Raw genomic sequence first — 20,665 nt, 5'->3', positions numbered from 1 at the left:
CTTCGCCCTGCTGGGCTCTGAATGACATTAGAAGTTGGTTCAGAATGACATGGTTTATTTGCACTGAATCCCAATGGCATCGCCGCAGATTTTCCCCTGCAATACCATGTAGAAATACCGCTCCCCTAAAATAGCAAAAAACGCATCATTGTCATTTTGTTGCGATTGCTGATCGATCCTCGTCACCCCAACCAACGTCACTTCGCCGGTTTGCAAGTTCCAATCTCTGCCCACTAACACCCCCGCCCCATCTGGTAAACCTTCGGGCACAATACAATCACCCGTATTGTTATTCCCATCACTGTCATTACCATCGCAAATAAACGGGCGCATGGGCGGTTGGTTAATGTTGACCTTGCTGAGCAGAGGATAAGCCGATTCATCATAACCCGACACCTCCGAACCCAGCACTCCGGTCGTAAAGGTAATGGGCAGGATATGATCGAAATGAGTACCGTTGCCTGTCATTAAATTATGTTCGGTATTCATAAAACGAATTAAGACATTCTTAAATAGCAATTGGGCCTTTCCAGTTTGCAGGTCGATTTTAAAAACCGAATCGGTGAGTTTGGTATCGGCAATCACGCCTTGAGGATAATTCGTGCCCTCTTTTCCCGCAAAGGAAATGGCAAAATAAGAACACTCACCACTTTCATAAAGCCCATCATAGTCACCTTCATGGCAAGTATTCGATGGCCCACCCAGCGATGTTGTAATTAAGCGGGTTGGCGCCATGGCACTGGCACAGGCCTTTTGTTGAGCAGGCGTGCCCGTACAAGCTGGCGCACCTTCAAATTTAGGTTGAGTCGATTGCTTACCCACAATAATACCACCGGGTTCACCACTTAATTGAATCTTAATGGGAATAGAACCTAAAGGATCATTGGGTTCGGTGTGAGTCGGCTTATCGATAAGATCTTTGTTATCGATCGCCCCAATGGCAAAAGAGACAAATAAAGTTAAGTTATCGCTCTCAGGCAAACCATAGAACACGGTGCTCGTAAAATCTTCGATATCAGAAGCATTGCCACCTTCGGATTTTACACTCTTGGCTTTTAACTTTAAGGTTGCCTTTTTGTAAGGGATCACGCTGCTAGGTTTATTGACGGTTAAAGTCCCCAAGAATTTTTTTCCTTCTACCACGGAAATACCTTGTAATAATTTTTCATCAAATCCATCCGTGCTAATCGTAAAAGCCGCATCACCTTCTAGCGTCAATTTTGAAGGATCGACTTGCAACAAATCCCCACCTTCAGCCCCACCATTGGCCACATAAATTTTTGCAGTGCTGCTATTTTGATTATTTCTTTTGAAATTAAAAATCTGCCCAGTCAAAACTGCAATTTCATTTTCAACATCTTCTGCATTGTCGGGGGTGGTATCAAAATATAAAATAACTTTTGCTTTAGTATTGGCATCTACATGGCCTACCACCTGAATCTGCTGGTCGCTAACCCCATTGGCCTTGATGATGAACTTCCCGGTGGCTAGTTCTTCGTGAGTAGAAGGCTGATACCCCACAATCACATCTAAGTGGATCGAATGTTCCAAGTCATTTAAGTCGGCAGGCGGGAGATTAACCACTTGGTCATCATCGCTATCGGCATCGAGTAATTTTTTATTAATTAAGATACTACAGTTATCGGCCCCTACCACCGGTGATTTATCCGAAGCACAATCTTTGGCCGTATTGTAGCCATAACGAATCGCCCCAAAGGTAAAATCTTTCATGGTGAGTTTCATGCTGGCCATGGGCAAATCCAAAACTCCCAAATTATAAATTCTAAAAAACCTATAGAGTTTTTCTGGCACCACTTGGTTGGTTGGAAAAAAGACCGCGCCAAAATCAACGGTGTCTTTTTCTACAAAGGCATAACTGCCGGTAGCCTCATTTTTTTCTAACACGGTAAGCGACAGCTTAGGCGCAGGGGCTAAGGCTTTGCCTTTTAAAGTTAAAGTATAAGTTGGAGTTTGAGGGTCGTTATTTTCAAAAGTGAGTGGCACTGAATAAGATTTGTCTTGGCCATTTAAATCGGCCGCAGTGGGCTTAAACTCAACCCGAAAATCAAAATTGGACCCTCCCGCAATTTGAACTGGGGTAATCAACTGTGCCCCATCTTCTTTAAGCAAACCAATGGGGCCCCCAACCGCTTGAGTGATTTTGTTTAAAGTTAAATCGGCCGTCCCTAAATTTTTAATCCGTAAATGAAAAACTTTTTCTTCTAAACCGCCGGCAAATTTTTCACCAAAGTCTAAGGTGTTGCCACCAATATCTTGTTCTTCTTCGCCTACCATCATTTTGATCGCAAAATCAGGCTCGCCCACCACCGTGCCACCACCCACACAATTAGGATCGTTGGGCAGTTTATCAAATGCCCCTGTAAAAACGGCAGTAAGCGCACCGCCACCAATATCACCCGCATCCAACAAAGTGCCCACCGGGATGGTAAGGCCTGCCGCCAGCGCCACTTCTTTAGTTTGCGAATCTAAGGGTTTGCCTTGCACGGTAATGGGATTGCCATTACCGGTGGCCGTAATCTCTGTGGTTTTTAATATGGTTTTGGGAAAAACAATGGGGTCACCCACATTGCTGGCCCCCGCCTCTTTACTCGAAAGAATTTGCACCACAAAACGAAAATCTTTTAATTCGATTTGCCCTGTACTCGGATCGAAGGTTCCGGTGGCCACATTGCCGGCAACGTTACCGTGCACAATCAAATCGCGATCAGCGGATAATTCGGTTAGTCGAATTTCGGGAAATTCGCTGCCCAAAAGAGTTACTTGGTTGCCATCAAAATGCAGGGGTAAGGAGGGAATATCAACGGGCTGGGCATCGAGTTTTACCAAAGGGTCCCGGCCCGGCATATGAGCATCAACCTTTAAATCTAAATTGCCACCCGTGAGTTGAACCACACAGCCTGTAGCCCCACCCCCTGTAGGTGTGGGCGTTGGTACTGCCCCACCACCACCGGGGATTTCATCGGGATTGGCAAAGGGCGTGGGCGGTGGCACCTTAGAACCTAAACTAAACGGCGCATCAGACCCACTCGAACACCCCGCTAAAAGCGAAAGAAAAAGCAGTAAGATAAAGACCGAACAAAATTTAATTTGCTTTAATTCCATAGCTGCCCTTGTGCCCCAATAAATTATCGGGTTTTACTTAAAAAAGTTGTTGCCAAACATAGCTTAACTGTTTGAAATAGTTCTTGAAATAACGCGCTATGTTAAAAATGATACCCATCGGCCCATTATGACCCATAAACCAACCCCTGTTGCCATTTTTGGCGGGACTTTTGACCCCCCACACTTGGGCCACAGTCGATTTGTCGACTATCTTTTAACCCAAGAAGGTTTTAGCGAAGTTTGGATCATCCCCGTCTATCACCACCCTTATCAGAAAAAGAGCGCTGCTTTTGTGGATCGTGTTGCAATGTGTCGCTTAAATTTTTCGCAAAAAGGGGCCCGCGTGCTTGAAGTAGAAAAAGATTTAACCGGCTATACCATTGATTTAATTACTCATCTTAAAAGACAATTCCCAGAAAATCATTTTGCCTTTGTCGCAGGAGAAGATTTGCAACCAGATGTCCCCAACTGGAAAGATTCTGCTGAACTCTTAAAGTTAATCCCTTTTAAATTTTACCCTCGCAGTCACGAGTGGTTTGGCGAAGATAGTTCGACCGTCATTCGTGAAAACATTGCCCAAGGAAAATCCGTAAAAGAATATTTGCTGCCAGCAGTAGAAGAATATATTAAGAAGAATAAACTGTACTAGGATGTCATTGCGAGCGCCAGCGAAGCAATCTTCCATATTATAAAATTGAAGATCCTTCGCTTTCGCTCAGGATGACACCGTTTTTATGAACATTCAAAAAATCCTCATCGTTTCAAACAAACCCGTCTACCAACAATACGTCTTAGAAAGAAAAGAATCTCACTACCAAAAATTAGTTGAAAACAGCCACCCTTGCACCCATGCTTGGATGAATTCTTATCGCCAACACCACGAAACCCTGGAATATCTTGAGCACCTGTTAACTCTTTTAGGTTTAGATTATCAAAAAATTTGGCGTAACGATGTAACCCAATTAGCCGACCAAATGAATCAATACGACTTAGTGCTCACGGTGGGTGGAGATGGCACTTTTTTACAAACCAGCCAATTTTTACGAAAGGCCATATTGATGGGCGTAAATTCTTCGCTGAGAGAATCCACCGGCGCTCTTTGTATTGCCCATATTAAAAATATCCACTCCCTTTTACTTGATCTTTTGGCTGATAAAATAAAACCCAAATTGCTACCCCGCTTAAGAATTTATGTGAATGGAACCATGCTGCCCTATTTATGCCTCAACGAAGCCCTGTTTTCTAATGCCAACCCGGCAGGCACCACCCGTTATGTCATTAAATTAGGAAAAAAGATGGAGCCCCAAAAAAGCTCCGGTATTTGGATCGCAACTGGCACTGGCTCTACGGCTGCCATCAAATCTGCAGGGGCCAAGCCTTTCCCACGTACCGATCGGCGACTAAAATACTGGGTACGCGAACCATTTTTAGATAATGATGTTCGCCATAAACTTTTGCAGGGGTGGTTAAAACCCAACCAGCGGCTTATTTTATTTCCAAAAATGGAACGCGGTTTGATTTCACTTGATGGCACCCACTTTGCAGCGCAGGTGGCTTATGGAGATAAGCTTGAAATTCAAGGTGGGGTTGAACCTTTGCAGGCAATTACCACCAACCCGTAGACCCATGTCATTGCGAGGAGCTTTGCGACGAAGCAATCTCTCTGCCTCACCACCCCATCATGATCAGAATCTCAGTGGCAATTTCTTCAATCGATTTTGCGGTTACATCGACCGTGGTAACACCCAATTGCCGAAACAGTTTGCGACCATAGTCTAATTCATCCAAGACCTTCTCGATTTTTGCATATTCTTCGGTCAAGGGGCGCCCCATTTTAACCAACCGCGCTTCGCGCAGTTCTACTAGTTTTTCAGGGTTGACCACCAAACCAAAAATCTTTTTAGAGTCAAGTTTACTCACCTCTTCGGGCAATGGCACATCTTTAACGATGGGAATATTCGCCACCTTATGCCCACGATGCGCCAAATAAATACTCAAAGGCGTTTTTGAAGTGCGGCTGATGCCTAATAAAATAATATCGGCTTGCGCTAAGGTATCCATACCCAAACCATCATCGTGCTTCACCGCAAACTCAACGGCCTCTTGCCTACGAAAATATTCTTTGGTGAGTTTATATTTTAAACCGGGTTCTTCACTGGGCGTGCTATGCAAAAAGCTAGTCAGGGTATCAATCATTGGGCCCATGATATCAACGCCCAAAATGCCAATCTTGTCGGCTTCTTCATGAAAAATTTCTCGCAGTTCATGACCCACAAAGGTGTGCACCACAATGGCATGCTTTTTCTTGGCCTCGGTTAGTACCGAAACAATCTTATTGCGATCGGTAATCTTGGGCCTGCGCACAATGCTGACATTTTCAACCTTAAATTGCCGTAAGGCCGCAAAGGCAACATTCATCGCCATTTCGCCAGTCGCATCAGAAATTGCATAAATATAATAAGTGTTGTTTGACATATCCTCACCTTGTCATTGCGAGAGATTGCTTCGGCCGGCTGGCCTCGCAATGACAGAATAAATGTCATCGCGAGGCCTTTCATGGCCCCCCTGTCATTGCGAGGCCAGCCGGCCGAAGCAATCTCGCTTTGTCATACTGGATCCCTGCCTTCGCAGGGATGACAGCTTACGCCGTCAATTCAACATTAGTGGCTCTTCTTCCGTTGTTAAAACCGTCTCTTCTTTTTTCTCAGGGTCGGAGGCTTGCAAACGATCCATCTTATTACCCAAATGATTCATCCGGTCACCCATTTCTTCATGGGCCGACCGCGCATTATTTAAATGGCCACCCAATTTACGAGCCGCTTCTGCCACTTTGCCAAATTCATTTTTCAGCGAATTGATGGAGGCCATGATTTCTTTTGCCCGCCGTTCCACCGTAAGGCCTTTTAGACCCAATAATATAGTATGCAAGTAAATGTAAAGGTTGTTTGGCGAAACTGGAATGACCTTTTTCTTCATGGCGTAATGATAAAGTTTTCCCTCACTTAATTCATCTTTGACAATAATTTCGTAATAAACATTTTCAGCGGGGATATACATTAGGGCAAACTCACTGGTGCCTTCGGCAGGCAAAATATATTTTTCGGCAATTTTATCGATTTGTTTTTTAACTTCGGTTACGAATAATTTTTTGAGGTTACGTTTTTGGGGTTCATGCTGTTCTTCTAAATAACGCATAAAACATTCCAAAGGAAATTTAGAATCTACCGGCACAAACCAACCCGACAGCTTGATAATTGCATCTACCGATTCACCAGATTTAAATCGATACTGCAACTCGTATTGATCTTTGGTAAAAATTTGCCCCAAGAGTTCCCCTAAAAAAAATTCCCCCAAATTCCCCCGCAATTTGGGCGCCTGCAAAATTTCTTTTAACGAACCAATGTCTTTCCCCACTTCGAAAATTTTTTGACTCGCCTCTTCTAATTGCCCCAGCTTACCCTGCACCTGCCCTACTACTTTAGCCGCATTATCTAGCCGCTGGCCCAGATTATCATGGGTTTGAGCCAGCAATTCATTGTGTTTATCAATACGCGTGGCCACCTGGCCGGTCACGTTTTCGAGACTTCGGGTCACTTGATCGCGCATGCCCTCGAGTTGTTGTTGAAAGAGCAAAAAAGCGTTTTGCTGGTTCTGGTTCTGCTGGTGCTGACGGCGATAGAATAAAAAGACCACCAGCACAACGCTGGCCACGGCTAAGCCCACTGCCAATCCAATACTGATATAAAACATAGACCAAATCTACTTTAAATTGCTAAACTGGGGCAAGGAGAAAGTGCATGAAGGTAGTTGAAATCTACGTCACACAATATTGCCCCTACTGCCACGCCGCCATCAAGTTATTAAAATCAAAGGGCCTCAACTTTACCGTTCACGACGTGAGCGACTCAGAAAAAAAGCTTGCTTTGAAAGAAAAGACCGGCTGGCAAACCGTGCCCCAAATTTTTATTGATGGTCAAATGATTGGCGGGTATCAGGAGTTGATGGAACTTGACCAACAAGGGAAACTTTAGCTTAAGCTAGGCCGCCTCAAGATGAACCTTATATTTAAACCCAGCACCCTGACTATTGTCAGGTCTTGATCCCAATCTTTTTAAGCAGCCTGAACATTAACGGCTAGATGGTCAAGCCCTTGTTTGTTTAATTGATCTTGCAAGGCTAATCGTACAAATTGTTTTTCGGAATAACCAAGAATTTTTGCAAATTTGGCAGCCCGTTCGGGGCTAACGATCTTCAACCCTTTTTCGATGTTACACAAATGCTGGGGGGAAATTTTTAGCCGTTTTGCAAAAACAATTTGAGATTCCTCCTCACCAAGACGAATGGCCGTAAGACGTCGACCAAAGGTTAAAGCTCCACCCGTTAATTTTTCTAAAAAATCCCTCGCTTGGCTTTTTTTAATTTTAGTAGTCATGCTTACTCACCTCTCGAATGACAATTATCTCTTTGTCACCCACATACATAACTTCATAAATCGCTCGATAAGACCTACTCAATCGAATTGAACGTTGGCCTTTTCTATCAAATTTTAATGGTTCATCATGATAACCTGAAATTTTTCTAACTTCTAAAAGGCCATCTTCTTCGACATCTTCAACCCAAGCAAATAAAGCATCCCTTATATGCATTGGAACTTTTAAGAGCTGTTTCTTAACTAACTTACTTAATTGTATATCAATGTTTCTATACATAAAAATAGTAAACCTAATAGGTTTATTTATCAAGGCCTAAACATTAGGTTGGGCTAACTTGATATAGTCCGCTCAATCAAAATTAAAGCAATTCTTGTGCCAATGTTTAACGGCAACCCTATTTATTTTAGGAGTTATTTGTTCGCTACTTTGGATTTGTTACCCTCGGCGGCCACCACCACCGCCTTGCACGGTGAGCCACACGTTTTGGGCCATCATGGCGTCGTATTGTTTGGGCATGTTGGCTTAAAAAGAAGGCCATTACTTGATGAATTTAATAAAATAATTTCTAGGAGTAATAATTGTTAGGCTTGGCAATAATTTATTTAACTGATCTTCGGATATTGCGAGTAAATCTTTATCACCGGTTATTAAATAGTCAACTTTGGCAGCGTAACATAATTCCAGATAAATATCGTCTTTGGGATCGCGACAAAGCATAATAGATTTTTTTGCTTTAACAATAATTGCTGGTTTTACAAAAGATGCTATACCTACAATAAGAGATTGCAACTGAGGTTTGTTGATTTTTTTACGTCGATGCAACAACACCGGAACTGAACGATATTCCAATAAAATTTGTGGCGAAACAAAAAGGTTGTGACGAGTAAATACAAATTTGACAACCTTTTCAGGGATCCCATCAAAAGCAAAGGCTGAAATTAGTACGCCGGTATCAACGACTATGTTTTGCATGTTGTTTTGTAGAAAATAGGCCTTTACGTACAGCCTTCACTGCATGATCAATATCTTTTGCTGTAATTTTGGCTTGTTTGAAGGCCTCCCTAGCCAAACTAACGGCAGCATCCAACCGTGCCTCATCAGAAAGGACGGATAAGATAAAATCTTCAGGATTTTTTTGTATTGGCGACTTCATCCGTCTTTAAATATATACAATACTTACCGTACTTTCAAGGTATAAGTAATTATAAGTAATTATAAGTAATTATCTGGCCCATGTCCTTATTGATGTGCAACCGCTGATTAACCATATCCACCACGGCCGCCGCCACCACCCTTTACGGTGAGCCACACGTTTTGGGCCATCATGGCGTCGTATTGTTTGGGCATGTTGGCTTGGAGATAGGCTTGCATGAGTTCTGTCATCCCTGCCCCTGCCTACGCAGGGGCCAATGGGTGAACCCCTCAGTTTTTTAGGCGGCTTTTCTAGAAAGCAATTCCACTGAAAGCCTAAACCCTAACGCCTGCAAAATCGCCCCAATAGTGTCAAATTGAGGGTTTCCCCTTGCTGATAAAGCTTTATAAAGGTTTTGACGATTGAGCCCAGCACGTTTGGCAAGTAACGAAAGGCCCCCTTGTGCCTCGGCAACATCTCGGATGGCTTGCAAGAAGGTGTCTTTATCATGATCTTTTTCAAATTCTTCTAAAGCAACCTCTAAATATACCCTTGCAGCTTTCAAAGTTTTAAGTTTTTCCAGATGATATTGCCGAAAATTTTTAACTTTTTTCATTTCATCAATTCCTTATAGCTTTTCCAGAATTCTCTTGCCTTTTTGATATCTTTCTTTTGATAATTTTTACTCCCACCTATCAATAGTAGGACTTCCTCACTGTTAATCTCTCCAAAATAAACCCGGTATCCTGGGCCAAAAAACAAACGTAATTCGAAAATTCCTTCTCCAATAGCTTTGCAATCGCCCATGTTTCCCATTTCAAGCCTAGTCAATCGATTTCGAATTCGAGCCTCTGTTTTGAAATCCAGCAATTCTAACCAGTCTAAAAACGGCATTCTTCCGTTTTTATCTTCATAAAAAATTAACTGTTTAGCTAGAATTTCTCTACATTATAGCAATTCTTGTGCCAATGTTTAACGGCAACCCTATTTATTTTAGGAGTTATTTGTTCGCTACTTGGATTTGTTACGCTCGCCGGCCGGCGCCGCCACCGCCTTGCACGGTGAGCCACACGTTTTGGGCTAGCATGAAAGTGGTAAACATAGGTATCCAGTGATTTCGGACGGTACAAACCTGTCTCATGTCAAGACTTGACCCCTTCAGTAATACTTTGAAAGGATTGATGAAAAAATCCTAAGGGAAGACTTTTTTCTCTTGACCGCAGGGGCTAATGGGTGACCCCTTCAGTAATAGTGATTGTATTCTATAATTATAGCAATTCTTGTGCCAATGTTTAACGGCAACCCTATTTATTTTAGGAGTTATTTGTTCGCTACTTGGATTTGTTACGCTCGCCGGCCGGCGCCGCCACCGCCTTGCACGGTGAGCCACACGTTTTGGGCTAGCATGGCGTCGTATTGTTTGGGCATGTTGGCTTGGAGGTAGGCTTGCATGTAAGTAGTAACCATGTTGTTCATAAAGTCTAATTGCTTGCCAACGATTTGCATCATAAAATCCATGCCCTTCATTTCTTTGTCGTGTTCACGTTGTAACGCACTTTCTCCAGCTCTGAAGGCTTGTTCGTCTTCTCGATCCTCAACGGCCTGTTCTCGTTTAATACCCTCTCTTCGATCATATTCTGCATTGTCCCGCTGTTCTTTGGCCAACTCTCCGGCTAATTTTAATTTTTCCTGAAAGGCAAGGCCTGCGGCTTGGGCCAAAAATTGATCCCGATATTCTTTGCCCTTACCTTTATTTTCTAACCCAAATTTATCGGCAATTGATCTCGCATCGTCACCACTGGGTTCGGGTACACGTTGGCGAAATTTTGATTGCAATGCTGGGTCTACATTGGCAAATAATTCGCCATCTTGTTTTTCTAAAGTAGAAGCCAAGGCTGCACTATCGTTGGGAGAAGGCCCAGGTGACGCACGTAAAGTGCGGATGGCTTCGTCGAAGTCGTACACCGTTTTACCTTTTGCGTAGAGGCCACGGCTGGCAACGAACCGATGGGCGTCAGCGTCGGTCCAGGTGGGGTTCACCACCCTTAACTCGTGAACTAAATCATCACTGGCTTGTTGTTTGGCATCGGCCAAAATAGCATCTTTATTTTTGCCTGGAAGAGACTTTTGCAAATTGGCCATTTGTTCAGGAGTCGCTTCATCAACCCCCACGGTGGGATGTGTTTTGTCGTTAGGATTTGGATTGGGAAAGCGAAAATATTGCATGGCTAGTTTTGCTTCTGCTGGTGCCATGCCTTTACCAGGGGCAAAGGGTTCATCCTGTGACCAATCAGCAGGTTTTTCAGTAGGACGGGTGAGATAAGCCAATAAATCAGTGGCCGCTTGGGGGCGAGTTTCGGCTGCTGCCAGGGTGGTAGTGGTAGCGGGTTTGGGAGCCTGATTACCATTTACTGTATCTGTTAAACCCTGGGCTTTTAATCTTGCTAGATGGACCGCGGCGATGATTTCATCACCATTATTTTTTAAAGTTGCTTTTTGAGTCTTTAAGGCCTTGTACGTGGCTTCGCGTTCCATGAGGCCCAATAATATTTGAGGGTCTTTATCGCCGTGAAGAGGATCTTTATCGCCGTGAAAATGTTTGGCCTCGGTTTCTACTTGCGTGATTCTATCGCTGCCATCCCCATGATAGTCTTTGGCCGCTGTTGCTGCCTTAGTTTTACAAGTTCCAATAGCATCATCTAGCAATCCTCGGGGAGTTTTACCTGATACTAACTTAGTGGGTGGAAGTTTTCCCCTCCGATCAGGTTTTGATTTTTCAAAAAGTGACTCTAAATTTTCTTTGGCCCAACTGGATTTTTTTTCCTCTTCCGCAGTTTTTTCAAGATAGGCCAAATAAGCATCTGCTGCCGCATTGATTTCTGCTGGGGTTTTGTCTTTGGCAAAGGCTTTATCAGCTGCAAAGGCCTCGCGCAACTTAGTTTGTAATTCACCGCGCTTTTGTAGTTGGTCTGAGGTATAAGTGGGGCGTTCTACCTCTGGAGCAGCATCTTTAGGAGGCGCATAAGTAGCACCACCATCTTGTTTTGCTTTTAATACACTATCGACCCGAGAAGCAGGCACATAGGTTGAAACCGCAGGCTCTGGTGGAGGTGGAGGAGCTTCGGGGGTATCGGATTTGGCTTTAACCCCTGTTCCTGGTTTGGGAGGAGTTTTGGTTGTAACACCAGCAGCTGTATCATATGCTGCTTTTGCAGCATCGTATTCTTGTTGAGCTTTTGATTGTGCATCTATTAAAGGCTTGGTCTTCGCTGCATCTGTTTCTGTTGACTCATTCACTGCCTTAGTTGCTGCATCCAGTGCTGCTTTCTTTGCATTCATTACATTTCTTTTTGCTACAATGTCTGCTCTTTCCTCAGCCGTACACTCAGGGGCAAACGCACTATTAACCACTTTACATACTTTGGGAGGTGGCGCACACCAATACCCCGGATGCTCTTGATGGGGGTCGCAAATAGAAGCGGTGGCATGGGATGGTTTTGTAGGCTTGGGCGGTGAGCCTTCACAACCTTCATACCCTAAATCGTAACTTAAATCGTAATCCATACTTTTACCTTATCGTAACTCGTAACCCTGTTTGTTGTCTACCGTACCTTACGAACCCTATGATGGTGTCATTCTGAACCCAGCGGGGTGAAGAATCTTCCGTTTCGGATTGTAAAATGGAAGATCCTTCGGCTAAAGCCTCAGGATGACATTTGTCACATGACATAACCCAAATAATTATCGGCCTTCAACAAACCTAAAGTTGCGGATTGACGGGGAATTTAAGACCTTTTCATTTCTTTAGAAAAAATTGGAGTTGAGATATTATTTTCGATACCATATATATTCGATAATAATAAATTTTGTTATTTTCGAATCGAAAATAAGAGGTCTTGAAATGTCAGGAAATCCAACCGGTAAAAAAGTTCGATGTCCGCAAGGATATGACGCATTTCTTCCAAATCCACTACCACCGAACATTGAATGGACCCAAACCCTCATTGAGGCACTTTCGGAAGCAGATCGCTCTATCGGCCGCTTGGCAGGCGAAGGTGGGCATTTGCCAAATCCTCACCTGCTGATTCGACCCTTTATCCGACGCGAGGCGGTGCTTTCCAGCCGTATCGAGGGCACACAGGCAACTCTAGGCGAGATTTTGGCAGCAGAGGCCGAGGCTCATGTGAATCGATCTCCAGCAGATCTCCGCGAAGTTGCAAATTATGTCGTAGCCCTCGAGTATGGAGTTAAACGTCTGAAGGACCTTCCGCTTTCCTTACGACTGATCCGGGAAATTCATGAAAAACTCATGAAAGGTGTTCGTGGAGAAACATCCACACCGGGGGAGTTTCGCCATTCTCAAAATTGGATCGGTAGACCGGGATGCCTCCTCAACGAAGCGCGTTATGTACCACCACCCCCATCGGAATTAATGAACTGCCTGGGTGAATTTGAAAAGTTTTTACATGGACCATTTAAGCCCCCACTCATTCAGGTTGCCTTAGCACATTACCAGTTCGAAGCAATCCACCCCTTTTTGGATGGCAATGGCCGTGTGGGTCGTCTGTTAATCACTTTATTCCTTGTTGAACACAAGATTCTTCCCTCGCCGCTTTTGTACTTGAGTGCGTATTTTGAATCGACCCGTGACCAGTACTACGCTCATTTGCGCGCTATCACCGAAGAAGGAAATTGGCAGAGATGGTTAGAATATTTTCTCCAAGGGGTGGCCCATCAAGCCGAAGATGCAATCAGCCGATCCGAACGGATCAACAAAAAATTGGTGCAGTGGCGAAAACTTGTGGCCGGGGCCTCAACCAAAACACCGATGTTGGTCATTGATCTTTTGGCCGCTAACCCCTTTCTGACGGTGAAGAAAGTGGCTAAAGAACTGGGCATTGCCTTCACGACAGCACAGCGAGCCATCGAAAAACTCGAAAAAATATCGATTATCAAAGAGGTGACGCAAGCCAAACGGGATCGTACCTATTGCGCCAAAGTGATCCTGGATATTCTAGATGAACCAGCTCAGCATCTAAGGCAATAAGTATGGATCTACCAATCAGCCGAAAAACTTCACATACACCACGTCCACATCTTCTAGAAAGAAGTTGCCTTAAGTTCTATAAAATAATAACATTAACTTCTAGGAGATAATTATTATTCATAAAGAATAGTTATGGCTACACATCCTCTCCAAATAAAACCGCCTCATCCCCTTGCGGAAGCTTTGTCTCAAGCAAAAGAGTTGAGCCAAGAAGGGGTGTTGAAAGCCACAGATTTAGGCCGAAAAATTAAAAGCCGCCTCTCTGCTGCAGGATGCTTAATTGAAATTCTGAAGGGTTGGTATTTACTTACAAGCCCCGGAGGAAGAGGGGGTAGCACCGCTTGGTTTGGAGGCTTTTGGCCCTTTATAAAATATTATCTCTCAGACCGTTTTGGCAAAACAGGTTACTGTTTATCCGCGGAGTCTTCCCTAAATCTTTATGCGGGTGAAAGTATCATTGCCAATCAAATCACGGTCATTACTCAAAAGAATAGTAATCAAACCATTCAGCTGCCTCACAACACTTCTCTTTTTCTTTATGCCGACAGTAAGAATTTTCCATCTGTCATCGAACAGATTCAAGGCGTCAATGTCATGCCTCTTGCTTTGGCTTTATGCAGACTTTCTCCTGCTTATTATTCCAATAAACCGCTGAATGTTGAAATTGCCCTTCGCTTACTTCCTTCTATGACGGAAGTTTCCCGGCTTTTATTAGACACACAAGCCGTCACTTCTGCAAATCGTCTTGTAGGAGTTCTTCAAACTCTTGGAGAGTTAAATAAATCAAAACAAATTGCAGAAGACATGGCAAGTGTCGGGCTTGTTCTTAAATCCAGCAATCCTTTTTCAGCCTACGAGCCTTTCATTCAAGGGCCACAGAGAATTACCTCTCCTTACGCAGGACGAATTGAGGCGCTTTGCAAAAAGATGAGAGCACCTATTCTCAAATTTTTTCCTGAAGAAACCGGTTTATCCAAGAAAGAAAATAAGGCTTTAAAGAAGATTAAAGAACTCTACTCTCGGGATGCTTATCATTCCTTGTCGATCGAGGGTTACCAAGTGACAGAAGATTTAATTAATAAAATTGCTCAGGGGAATTGGGATCCTAACAACAACCCACAAGACAAACAACAAAAGGATGCTTTGGCCGCAAAGGGTTATTATGAAGCCTTTCAGAGAGTCACAGAAAGTATCCAAAAAGTCTTTCAGCAACAAAAATCAGCTGGAGAAATTTTTGAGGATGATTTGCAAACATGGTACAGAAAACTTTTCTTACCTCTCGTACAAGCAAATTTGCTCAAGGCTGCTTCTCTCGCTGGCTATAGAAATCACCCTGTTTTTATTTCAAACTCCAGACATATTCCCCCTCCCGTCAACGCCGTTGTCGATTCCATGGAGACCTTGTTTAAACTCCTCAAACAAGAAAAAAGTGCCGCGGTACGCGCTATACTCGGGCATTTTATTTTTGTTTATATCCACCCTTATATGGATGGAAATGGGCGGGTTGCCCGCTTCTTAATGAACCTTATGCTGACCTCGGGAGGGTATCCTTGGACTGTCATTCGAGTAGAAAAAAGAGAGTCTTACATGCAAGCATTGGAAGAAGCTTCTGTGAATGAGAATATTATTCCTTTTACAAAGTTTGTTGCTTCTGAAATGAAATATTGGACAGAACAGGGCGTTTAATTTTTTGTATAATCAATACCGTCATGCCGGATCAGGTCCGGCATGACGGTATTGCGTCATCCCGGGCTAGACCCGGGATCCATATATGACATTAAAATATTAAGCTGCTTTTTTACATTTGATTGGCAAGGCTCTTAAAATAATCAATCACCTCTGGGCTTAAGTTAATTCCAATGGCTATTTTTTTGTTTTTATATGGAAGATTCTTCGGCTTCGCCTCAGAATGACACCATCATTAGCACTTTGCCCCGGCGGCGGCTTCTCGTGCGTCTTCGGGCAATAGGGCGCCTTCTAATTTAATGCGGGTTAAAAATTGGCGGGCGGCTACGATTTTTTCTACGGCGGCCTGATCGGTGATCACGCTTGCGGGGTTCCATGGGTTTACTAAGCGCCCACGCGCATCGTTGAACTGGCTGCCCATGATGGTGCCAGGTTGAAAACTTGCCACGGCTTGGCCTTTTTCATCGTGAATTTCGCCTGTATTGGGCATGCCTTCTTGATACGACTCTGGCAAATCAGAATCAGCGCCTTGCCCATTAAACTTCGCTACGTGACGGATGGCATAGCGACCCTCGGGATTATTTGTCCCTTTGCCGCCTTCCAAACCTCTAAATTTTGCGGATCGATCAGCCGCTTTAAGGCCGCTTTCTTCGTGGTCGGTGCCCCGGGGGCCGTAGGCTTCGAAGCTGGCGAGTTCTTCAGGTTCGTCTAAGAGAGATTGCTTCGCTGCGCTCGCAATGACATCGATTCTGTCATTGCGAGGAGTCTCCGACGAAGCAATCTCCTCTTCCACAACCTTTAATCCCAATTCTGCGGCAATGCGTTCTTTTTCTAAAGTGCTTTCGGTTTTAGGTTTTGCCGCTGCAGCCACTCGTTGGTCGGCTTTGAGTTGATCGCCTTCGTTAACTTCGCCTGCTTCTGCTTTTGCTAATTCCGCTTGGCGACGCACATCTTCTAAACGGCGCTTAGCATCTAATTCGCGGCTCTTGTCACCAGCTAATCGAGTAGCATATTGTTCACCCGCCCTACGGGTTTCAGCACGTTTAGTGTCGCTGCGGTTAGCCACCTTATGACCATGATGTCGTCTGCCCGCATCGCCCTCATAAACCTTGCCATCATAAACTTTAGCAACATGCCGATTTCGAACCACAGCTCCTTCATGTTCAACCGTAGGTTTGGTGCCTGTGGCTACAAACCCTTCACCCTCAGGTTTGGCTGCGGCGCCCTCAGGCTTTGCACCCTCTGGAGTTGCCTTGCCATCACCTTTTGCCAAGGCCTTGGGAGGTGCAAATTTTTCTTGAAACAATTTGCCCATCTTTTCCAGCAAGGCCGTAAGTTGCTGTTTAGGCGATGCACCAAAACCCGTTTCGGCTCGCGTTGCACCAGCAGTACGAGCCTGCGCCTGGGCTCGTTCGGTCTGCTTAGCATCGGCGTTGTTTGCTTCTGCGGTTCTAGCAACATCTTGATCAACCGCCTTGGCATCATCGGTTTTTTTATCTTGCTGAACTGTATCTTGGGTAATCCGTTGCACCAGGCCCATCATATTTCTAACTTGGCTAACCATGTCTTGGGCTAGTTTGCGGGCCTCTTCAGGAAGGTTGGCAAAATTGTCACTCAAATTGCCGAGAAAATCTGCATCGGTGAGTTCAGGTTCTGAAACAGCTGCATCTTCAGGTGGGGGCTTGGTGGCATTGGGATCGGGCTTAACGTTTTTACCAGCATCGGCGTTGGGCTGGCCTGCTACCTTGCCGCCTTGGGCTTCATCGGTGGCACCGGTGGCACCCATTTCACCGCCATCTTGGGCAGGCGGTGGAGTTGTGGCTCCATCGGCGTGGGCAGCCGCTTCGGCCGCTTTTGCCGCCTCAGCTGCCTTGGCCGCTTCGGCCGCTTTGGCAGCAGGATCTTGTTTTCCAGCACCTGCGACACCCATTAAAAAACTCCTATAAAATCAATGTCAAACCGAGATTGCCACGCCCGCCTTAAGGCGGGCTCGCAATGACAGAATGCACCCATGGCTTACACGGTTAGCCCATGTCATTTATCTTATCGGGGCCCGAAACCCTTGCTGTTGCGAGGCAAAATAAGAAAAAACACAAATGAATACAATAAGATATATAAATTATTTACTTGAAATTTGACAAGCCTGGCTTTGGGGTTACTTTGAATTGTCGGAAACAAATTTACCGCTTGAAAAGGATTCATACTTTGTTATATTTACAATGTACATATGCATGAGTTGAGATTCATTTGGGACACAAGCAAAAACAGGTCAAACAAAAGAAAACATGGAATATCATTTGAAGAGGCACAAACGGTTTTCTATGATGAAAATGCCATCGAATTTTTTGATCCTGAGCATTCTACCGAAGAAGACAGATTTTTAATGTTGGGCTTAAGTTTTAAATTTCATGTTCTGGTTGTATGTCATTGTCTAAAAGATAAGGGATCAGCGATTCGAATCATCTCAGCCAGAAAAGCCACACAGGCTGAGGCTAAATCATATTGGAGACAAAACAATGAAAACTGAATATAATTTTTCAAAAATGAAAGGGCGCAAGAACCCTTATATTAAAAGATTGAAAAAACCGGTAACCATCAGGCTTGGCCAAGACATCATTGATTATTTTAAAACAATGTCTCAAAAATCAGGCGTGCCTTATCAACAATTGATTAATTTTTATTTACGAGATTGCGCACAATCGCACCGCTCTCTGCGCTGGGTAGCCTGAAACTTTTGGCAAAACTGAGATGTTCTTTACATCCTACCTGGGATAAATTGGCTAACACGGTTTGCAATGACAGAGAGGATAGTCTAGCTTGTTTTTCGGACAATAAGTCTCGAAATTGGCTATTTTTTTCGGCGAGACGGAGTAAATGTTCGAGGGTGTTGATTTGAGGTTCTTCATGGTGGCAGAGTAAAATTGCATCTCCTCCGGCGTGCAAAAATTGTTCAGCTGCTTCGGGGATAGGATAGTAAGCACTAATGCCTTTCATTTCGAAATCGTCGGAAAAAATTACCCCTTGGTAATCTAACTTCTTGCGCAAAAGATCAGTTAAGATTTTAGAAGAAAGGGTTGCGGGCCAATCGGGGTCTAAGGCGGGGTATTTTACATGGGCGGTCATGAGGGGGAAAAAAGGAAGATTGCCACGCCCCATCATGGGTCCCTGCCTACGCAGGGATGACATTGCTCGCAATGACATAAGGTCGCGAAATGGCCTCAATTCACAATCCCACAATTTAGCTTCCGTCTTATTCACCACTGGTAATTCTAAATGCGAATCTTGCTCGGTGTCCCCATGCCCTGGGAAATGCTTGGCACAACCGATGATGCCTTCACTGGCTAGCCCTTGTAAAAATTCGTGACACCAAGGGCCCACTTCTGCTGCATCAGCCGAAAAAGCTCGATCGCCAATGATAGGATTTTGGGGGTTAGAATTGACATCAGTCACCGGCGCAAAATTTAAGTTAAAACCCACCGCACATAGTTCGCGCGCCATGATTTGGCCCAATTGAAATGCCAATTGCGGATTTTTTTGTTTGCGAATGCAATCGCCAATTTTTTGCAAAGGAGGAAAATGAGTAAAGGGTGCAGGCAAACGAAAGACCCGCCCACCTTCGTGGTCAACGCCCAATAATAACGGGTGATCTGATAGTTTGATGAGCGCTTGATTGAGCGCGGCCAACTGTTCGAGCGATTCAATATTGCGCTTGAATAAAATCACTCCGCCCAAGTTCCAATCTTGAATAAAGCTTTCGATGTGTTTTGGCGTTTCAGTACCTTCAAAACCAAACACACAGAGGGAACCAATGAGTTTTTTTAAATTTAATGTCATCATGAAGTCGTTATGAAACAGAAAATCTTTATTTTGCTTGAAATCCAATGGTGCGCTTGTGAGATGGTAATGGGATCATTAACTGCCGAATAGCATCGAAAATGACTTTAAACTGACGATCATACTTCTTTTCTAATTCACTCAATCTTTGTGCCAAAACCTTGTTAGAAGAGAGGATCTGTCGAAGTCGTACAAAAGCCCTCATAATTTCAACATTTACTTCGATAGCTTGTTCACTATTCAAAACAGAGGAGAGCATCGCAACACCTTGTTCAGTGAAAACATAAGGTAAGTATTTACGATGTTTACCCCGGCCAGTTTTTAAGGTCGCAAAATGCGACCTTAAAGCTTCGAACTCCTCAGAAGTTAATTGGAACATAAAATCGGGCGGAAAACGTTTGGAATTACGGCGCACTTGTTCGTTCAGCCGTTTTATAGGTACTCCATAAAGCTCAGCTAAATTGGCATCGAGTATAACTTTATGTCCTCGAATTAATAAGATCGATTTTTCAATTCGCTCTACTGGAACTAAAGACATGTTCGACTGTAATTAATTTTAATTTAAAGCTCAACGAGATTTTTGGACATTGTCACTTCTTCGCTAACATATCCCGCAACCCATCACCCAAAAAATTAAATCCCAACACGGTTAACATAATGGCAAGGCCGGGGAAAAATGCTAAGTGCGGGGCGATTAATAAATAACGAACTCCGGTGTTGAGCATGCCGCCCCAGGTGGGGATTTCGGGCGGAATGCCAATCCCTAAAAACGACAGGGTTGATTCTGCCAAAATAATCCCCGCAATGCCTAGCGAAGCCGCAACAATCAAAGGCCCCAGGGCATTGGGTAAAATATGGCGTAACATGATGTGCAACCGGCGCGCGCCTAAGGCACGGCTAGCCAAAACAAATTCGCGTTCGCGCAACTCTAACGTTTGCGCCCGAATTATGCGAGCATAACTTACCCATCCTACAAAACTTAAAACTAAAATAATATTCACCACGCTAGGCGGAACAAAGGCCGCCACTGCAATCAACAATAAAATGCCAGGAAACGACATGAACAAATCACTCACAAAAATAAATAATTCTTCGACTTTACCCCCTACATAACCTGCTAGGAGCCCCGTAAAAACCCCAAGCGTTGCACTCAAAACCACGGTCACCAATCCAACCCCGAGCGAAAGCCTCGCCCCATAAAGCACCCGGCTCAAAATGTCGCGGCCAAAGTCGTCTTGGCCCAACCAATGCTTGGCATTGGGCGGCTGCAACTCTAGCGTCCAATTCATTTCACCAGGCAAATAGGGCGCAAGCCAAGGGGCGAATAATGCCAATAAGGCAAAGACAAGAATGATCGAACCGCCGATTTTGATTTTTGAATTTAGCATATAAAATGGAAGATTGCTTCGC

At 44.2% G+C, this 20,665-nt stretch carries 21 protein-coding genes; 7 read left to right on the top strand and 14 right to left on the bottom strand.

Translation table 11 applies throughout. The features are described from left to right. Nucleotides 1-54: 54 nt before the first annotated feature. The gene (locus HYU97_10265; protein ID MBI2337127.1) at nt 55-3,123 is read right to left on the bottom strand and encodes a hypothetical protein; all 3,069 of its coding nucleotides are present in this window, start codon (nt 3,121-3,123) and stop codon (nt 55-57) included. A 127-nt stretch (nt 3,124-3,250) separates the two neighbouring features. Here HYU97_10265 and HYU97_10260 point away from each other — a divergent pair, with 127 nt between their 5' ends. After that, the gene (locus tag HYU97_10260; protein MBI2337126.1) at nt 3,251-3,772 is read left to right on the top strand and encodes a nicotinate-nicotinamide nucleotide adenylyltransferase; all 522 of its coding nucleotides are present in this window, start codon (nt 3,251-3,253) and stop codon (nt 3,770-3,772) included. Between the two features lie 85 nt (nt 3,773-3,857). After that, the gene (locus tag HYU97_10255; GenBank protein ID MBI2337125.1) at nt 3,858-4,745 is read left to right on the top strand and encodes an NAD(+)/NADH kinase; all 888 of its coding nucleotides are present in this window, start codon (nt 3,858-3,860) and stop codon (nt 4,743-4,745) included. A 46-nt stretch (nt 4,746-4,791) separates the two neighbouring features. Here HYU97_10255 and HYU97_10250 read toward each other — a convergent pair whose 3' ends face one another. Together HYU97_10250 and HYU97_10245 are read right to left on the bottom strand one after the other, a co-directional pair. After that, a complete protein-coding gene (locus HYU97_10250) occupies nt 4,792-5,598 on the bottom strand; it encodes a kinase/pyrophosphorylase (GenBank protein ID MBI2337124.1) in 807 nt (268 codons plus the stop codon). 174 nt (nt 5,599-5,772) lie between these two features. Further along, nucleotides 5,773-6,873 (bottom strand): DNA recombination protein RmuC, encoded by a 1,101-nt coding sequence (locus HYU97_10245; protein MBI2337123.1) that lies wholly within the window; start codon nt 6,871-6,873, stop codon nt 5,773-5,775. 47 nt (nt 6,874-6,920) lie between these two features. On the opposite strand from HYU97_10245, the gene HYU97_10240 reads away from it, so the two are divergent. After that, entirely contained in the window at nt 6,921-7,154 is a 234-nt protein-coding gene (locus HYU97_10240) for a glutathione S-transferase N-terminal domain-containing protein (GenBank protein ID MBI2337122.1), read from the top strand. An 80-nt stretch (nt 7,155-7,234) separates the two neighbouring features. Here HYU97_10240 and HYU97_10235 read toward each other — a convergent pair whose 3' ends face one another. The 7 genes from HYU97_10235 to HYU97_10205 form a co-directional block, all read right to left on the bottom strand. Continuing rightward, complete coding sequence (locus HYU97_10235; protein MBI2337121.1) at nt 7,235-7,555, bottom strand: helix-turn-helix transcriptional regulator; 321 nt, start codon at nt 7,553-7,555, stop codon at nt 7,235-7,237. Continuing rightward, on the bottom strand, nt 7,545-7,832 hold the full coding sequence (locus HYU97_10230; protein MBI2337120.1) for a hypothetical protein: 288 nt from the start codon (nt 7,830-7,832) through the stop codon (nt 7,545-7,547). Before HYU97_10230 ends, HYU97_10235 begins: the two co-directional genes overlap by 11 nt. Before the next feature lie 261 nt (nt 7,833-8,093). Further along, nucleotides 8,094-8,528 carry a putative toxin-antitoxin system toxin component, PIN family gene (locus HYU97_10225; protein ID MBI2337119.1) on the bottom strand — a complete coding sequence of 145 codons (435 nt, stop codon included), beginning with the start codon at nt 8,526-8,528 and terminating at the stop codon, nt 8,094-8,096. After that, nucleotides 8,509-8,709, bottom strand: a complete 201-nt coding sequence (locus HYU97_10220) for a hypothetical protein (protein MBI2337118.1) — start codon at nt 8,707-8,709, stop codon at nt 8,509-8,511. Before HYU97_10220 ends, HYU97_10225 begins: the two co-directional genes overlap by 20 nt. 277 nt (nt 8,710-8,986) lie before the next feature. Further along, a complete protein-coding gene (locus HYU97_10215; protein MBI2337117.1) occupies nt 8,987-9,304 on the bottom strand; it encodes a putative addiction module antidote protein in 318 nt (105 codons plus the stop codon). Continuing rightward, the gene (locus tag HYU97_10210; protein ID MBI2337116.1) at nt 9,301-9,582 is read right to left on the bottom strand and encodes a type II toxin-antitoxin system RelE/ParE family toxin; all 282 of its coding nucleotides are present in this window, start codon (nt 9,580-9,582) and stop codon (nt 9,301-9,303) included. The genes HYU97_10215 and HYU97_10210 overlap by 4 nt, the downstream gene beginning before the upstream one ends. Nucleotides 9,583-10,032: 450 nt before the next feature. Continuing rightward, the gene (locus HYU97_10205) at nt 10,033-12,252 is read right to left on the bottom strand and encodes a hypothetical protein (protein ID MBI2337115.1); all 2,220 of its coding nucleotides are present in this window, start codon (nt 12,250-12,252) and stop codon (nt 10,033-10,035) included. Between the two features lie 337 nt (nt 12,253-12,589). Between HYU97_10205 and HYU97_10200 the strand changes: the two genes are divergently transcribed. Together HYU97_10200 and HYU97_10195 are read left to right on the top strand one after the other, a co-directional pair. Beyond that, nucleotides 12,590-13,735 (top strand): Fic family protein, encoded by a 1,146-nt coding sequence (locus tag HYU97_10200; GenBank protein MBI2337114.1) that lies wholly within the window; start codon nt 12,590-12,592, stop codon nt 13,733-13,735. Nucleotides 13,736-13,918: 183 nt separating this feature from the next. Continuing rightward, complete coding sequence (locus HYU97_10195) at nt 13,919-15,421, top strand: Fic family protein (protein MBI2337113.1); 1,503 nt, start codon at nt 13,919-13,921, stop codon at nt 15,419-15,421. Between the two features lie 235 nt (nt 15,422-15,656). On the opposite strand, the gene HYU97_10190 is transcribed toward HYU97_10195, so the two are convergent. Continuing rightward, a complete protein-coding gene (locus HYU97_10190) occupies nt 15,657-17,351 on the bottom strand; it encodes a hypothetical protein (protein MBI2337112.1) in 1,695 nt (564 codons plus the stop codon). A gap of 297 nt (nt 17,352-17,648) precedes the next feature. On the opposite strand from HYU97_10190, the gene HYU97_10185 reads away from it, so the two are divergent. Continuing rightward, nucleotides 17,649-17,948 (top strand): BrnT family toxin, encoded by a 300-nt coding sequence (locus tag HYU97_10185; GenBank protein ID MBI2337111.1) that lies wholly within the window; start codon nt 17,649-17,651, stop codon nt 17,946-17,948. Continuing rightward, nucleotides 17,938-18,150, top strand: coding sequence for a BrnA antitoxin family protein (locus HYU97_10180; protein ID MBI2337110.1), 213 nt, complete (start codon nt 17,938-17,940; stop codon nt 18,148-18,150). The genes HYU97_10185 and HYU97_10180 overlap by 11 nt, the downstream gene beginning before the upstream one ends. Here HYU97_10180 and nagZ read toward each other — a convergent pair. The 3 genes from nagZ to HYU97_10165 are packed head-to-tail and all read right to left on the bottom strand — an operon-like array spanning nt 18,092 to nt 20,643. After that, complete coding sequence (nagZ, locus tag HYU97_10175) at nt 18,092-19,258, bottom strand: beta-N-acetylhexosaminidase (GenBank protein ID MBI2337109.1); 1,167 nt, start codon at nt 19,256-19,258, stop codon at nt 18,092-18,094. The two genes, HYU97_10180 and nagZ, sit on opposite strands and share 59 nt — an antisense overlap. Nucleotides 19,259-19,283: 25 nt before the next feature. Beyond that, nucleotides 19,284-19,793 (bottom strand): ORF6N domain-containing protein, encoded by a 510-nt coding sequence (locus HYU97_10170; protein MBI2337108.1) that lies wholly within the window; start codon nt 19,791-19,793, stop codon nt 19,284-19,286. Nucleotides 19,794-19,845: 52 nt separating this feature from the next. After that, a complete protein-coding gene (locus tag HYU97_10165) occupies nt 19,846-20,643 on the bottom strand; it encodes an ABC transporter permease (GenBank protein ID MBI2337107.1) in 798 nt (265 codons plus the stop codon). Between the last annotated feature and the right edge of the window lie 22 nt (nt 20,644-20,665).

Source organism: Deltaproteobacteria bacterium, from assembly GCA_016183235.1.
Taxonomy (GTDB): domain Bacteria; phylum UBA10199; class UBA10199; order DSSB01; family JACPFA01; genus JACPFA01.
This window is presented reverse-complemented; position numbering and strand designations above follow the sequence as displayed.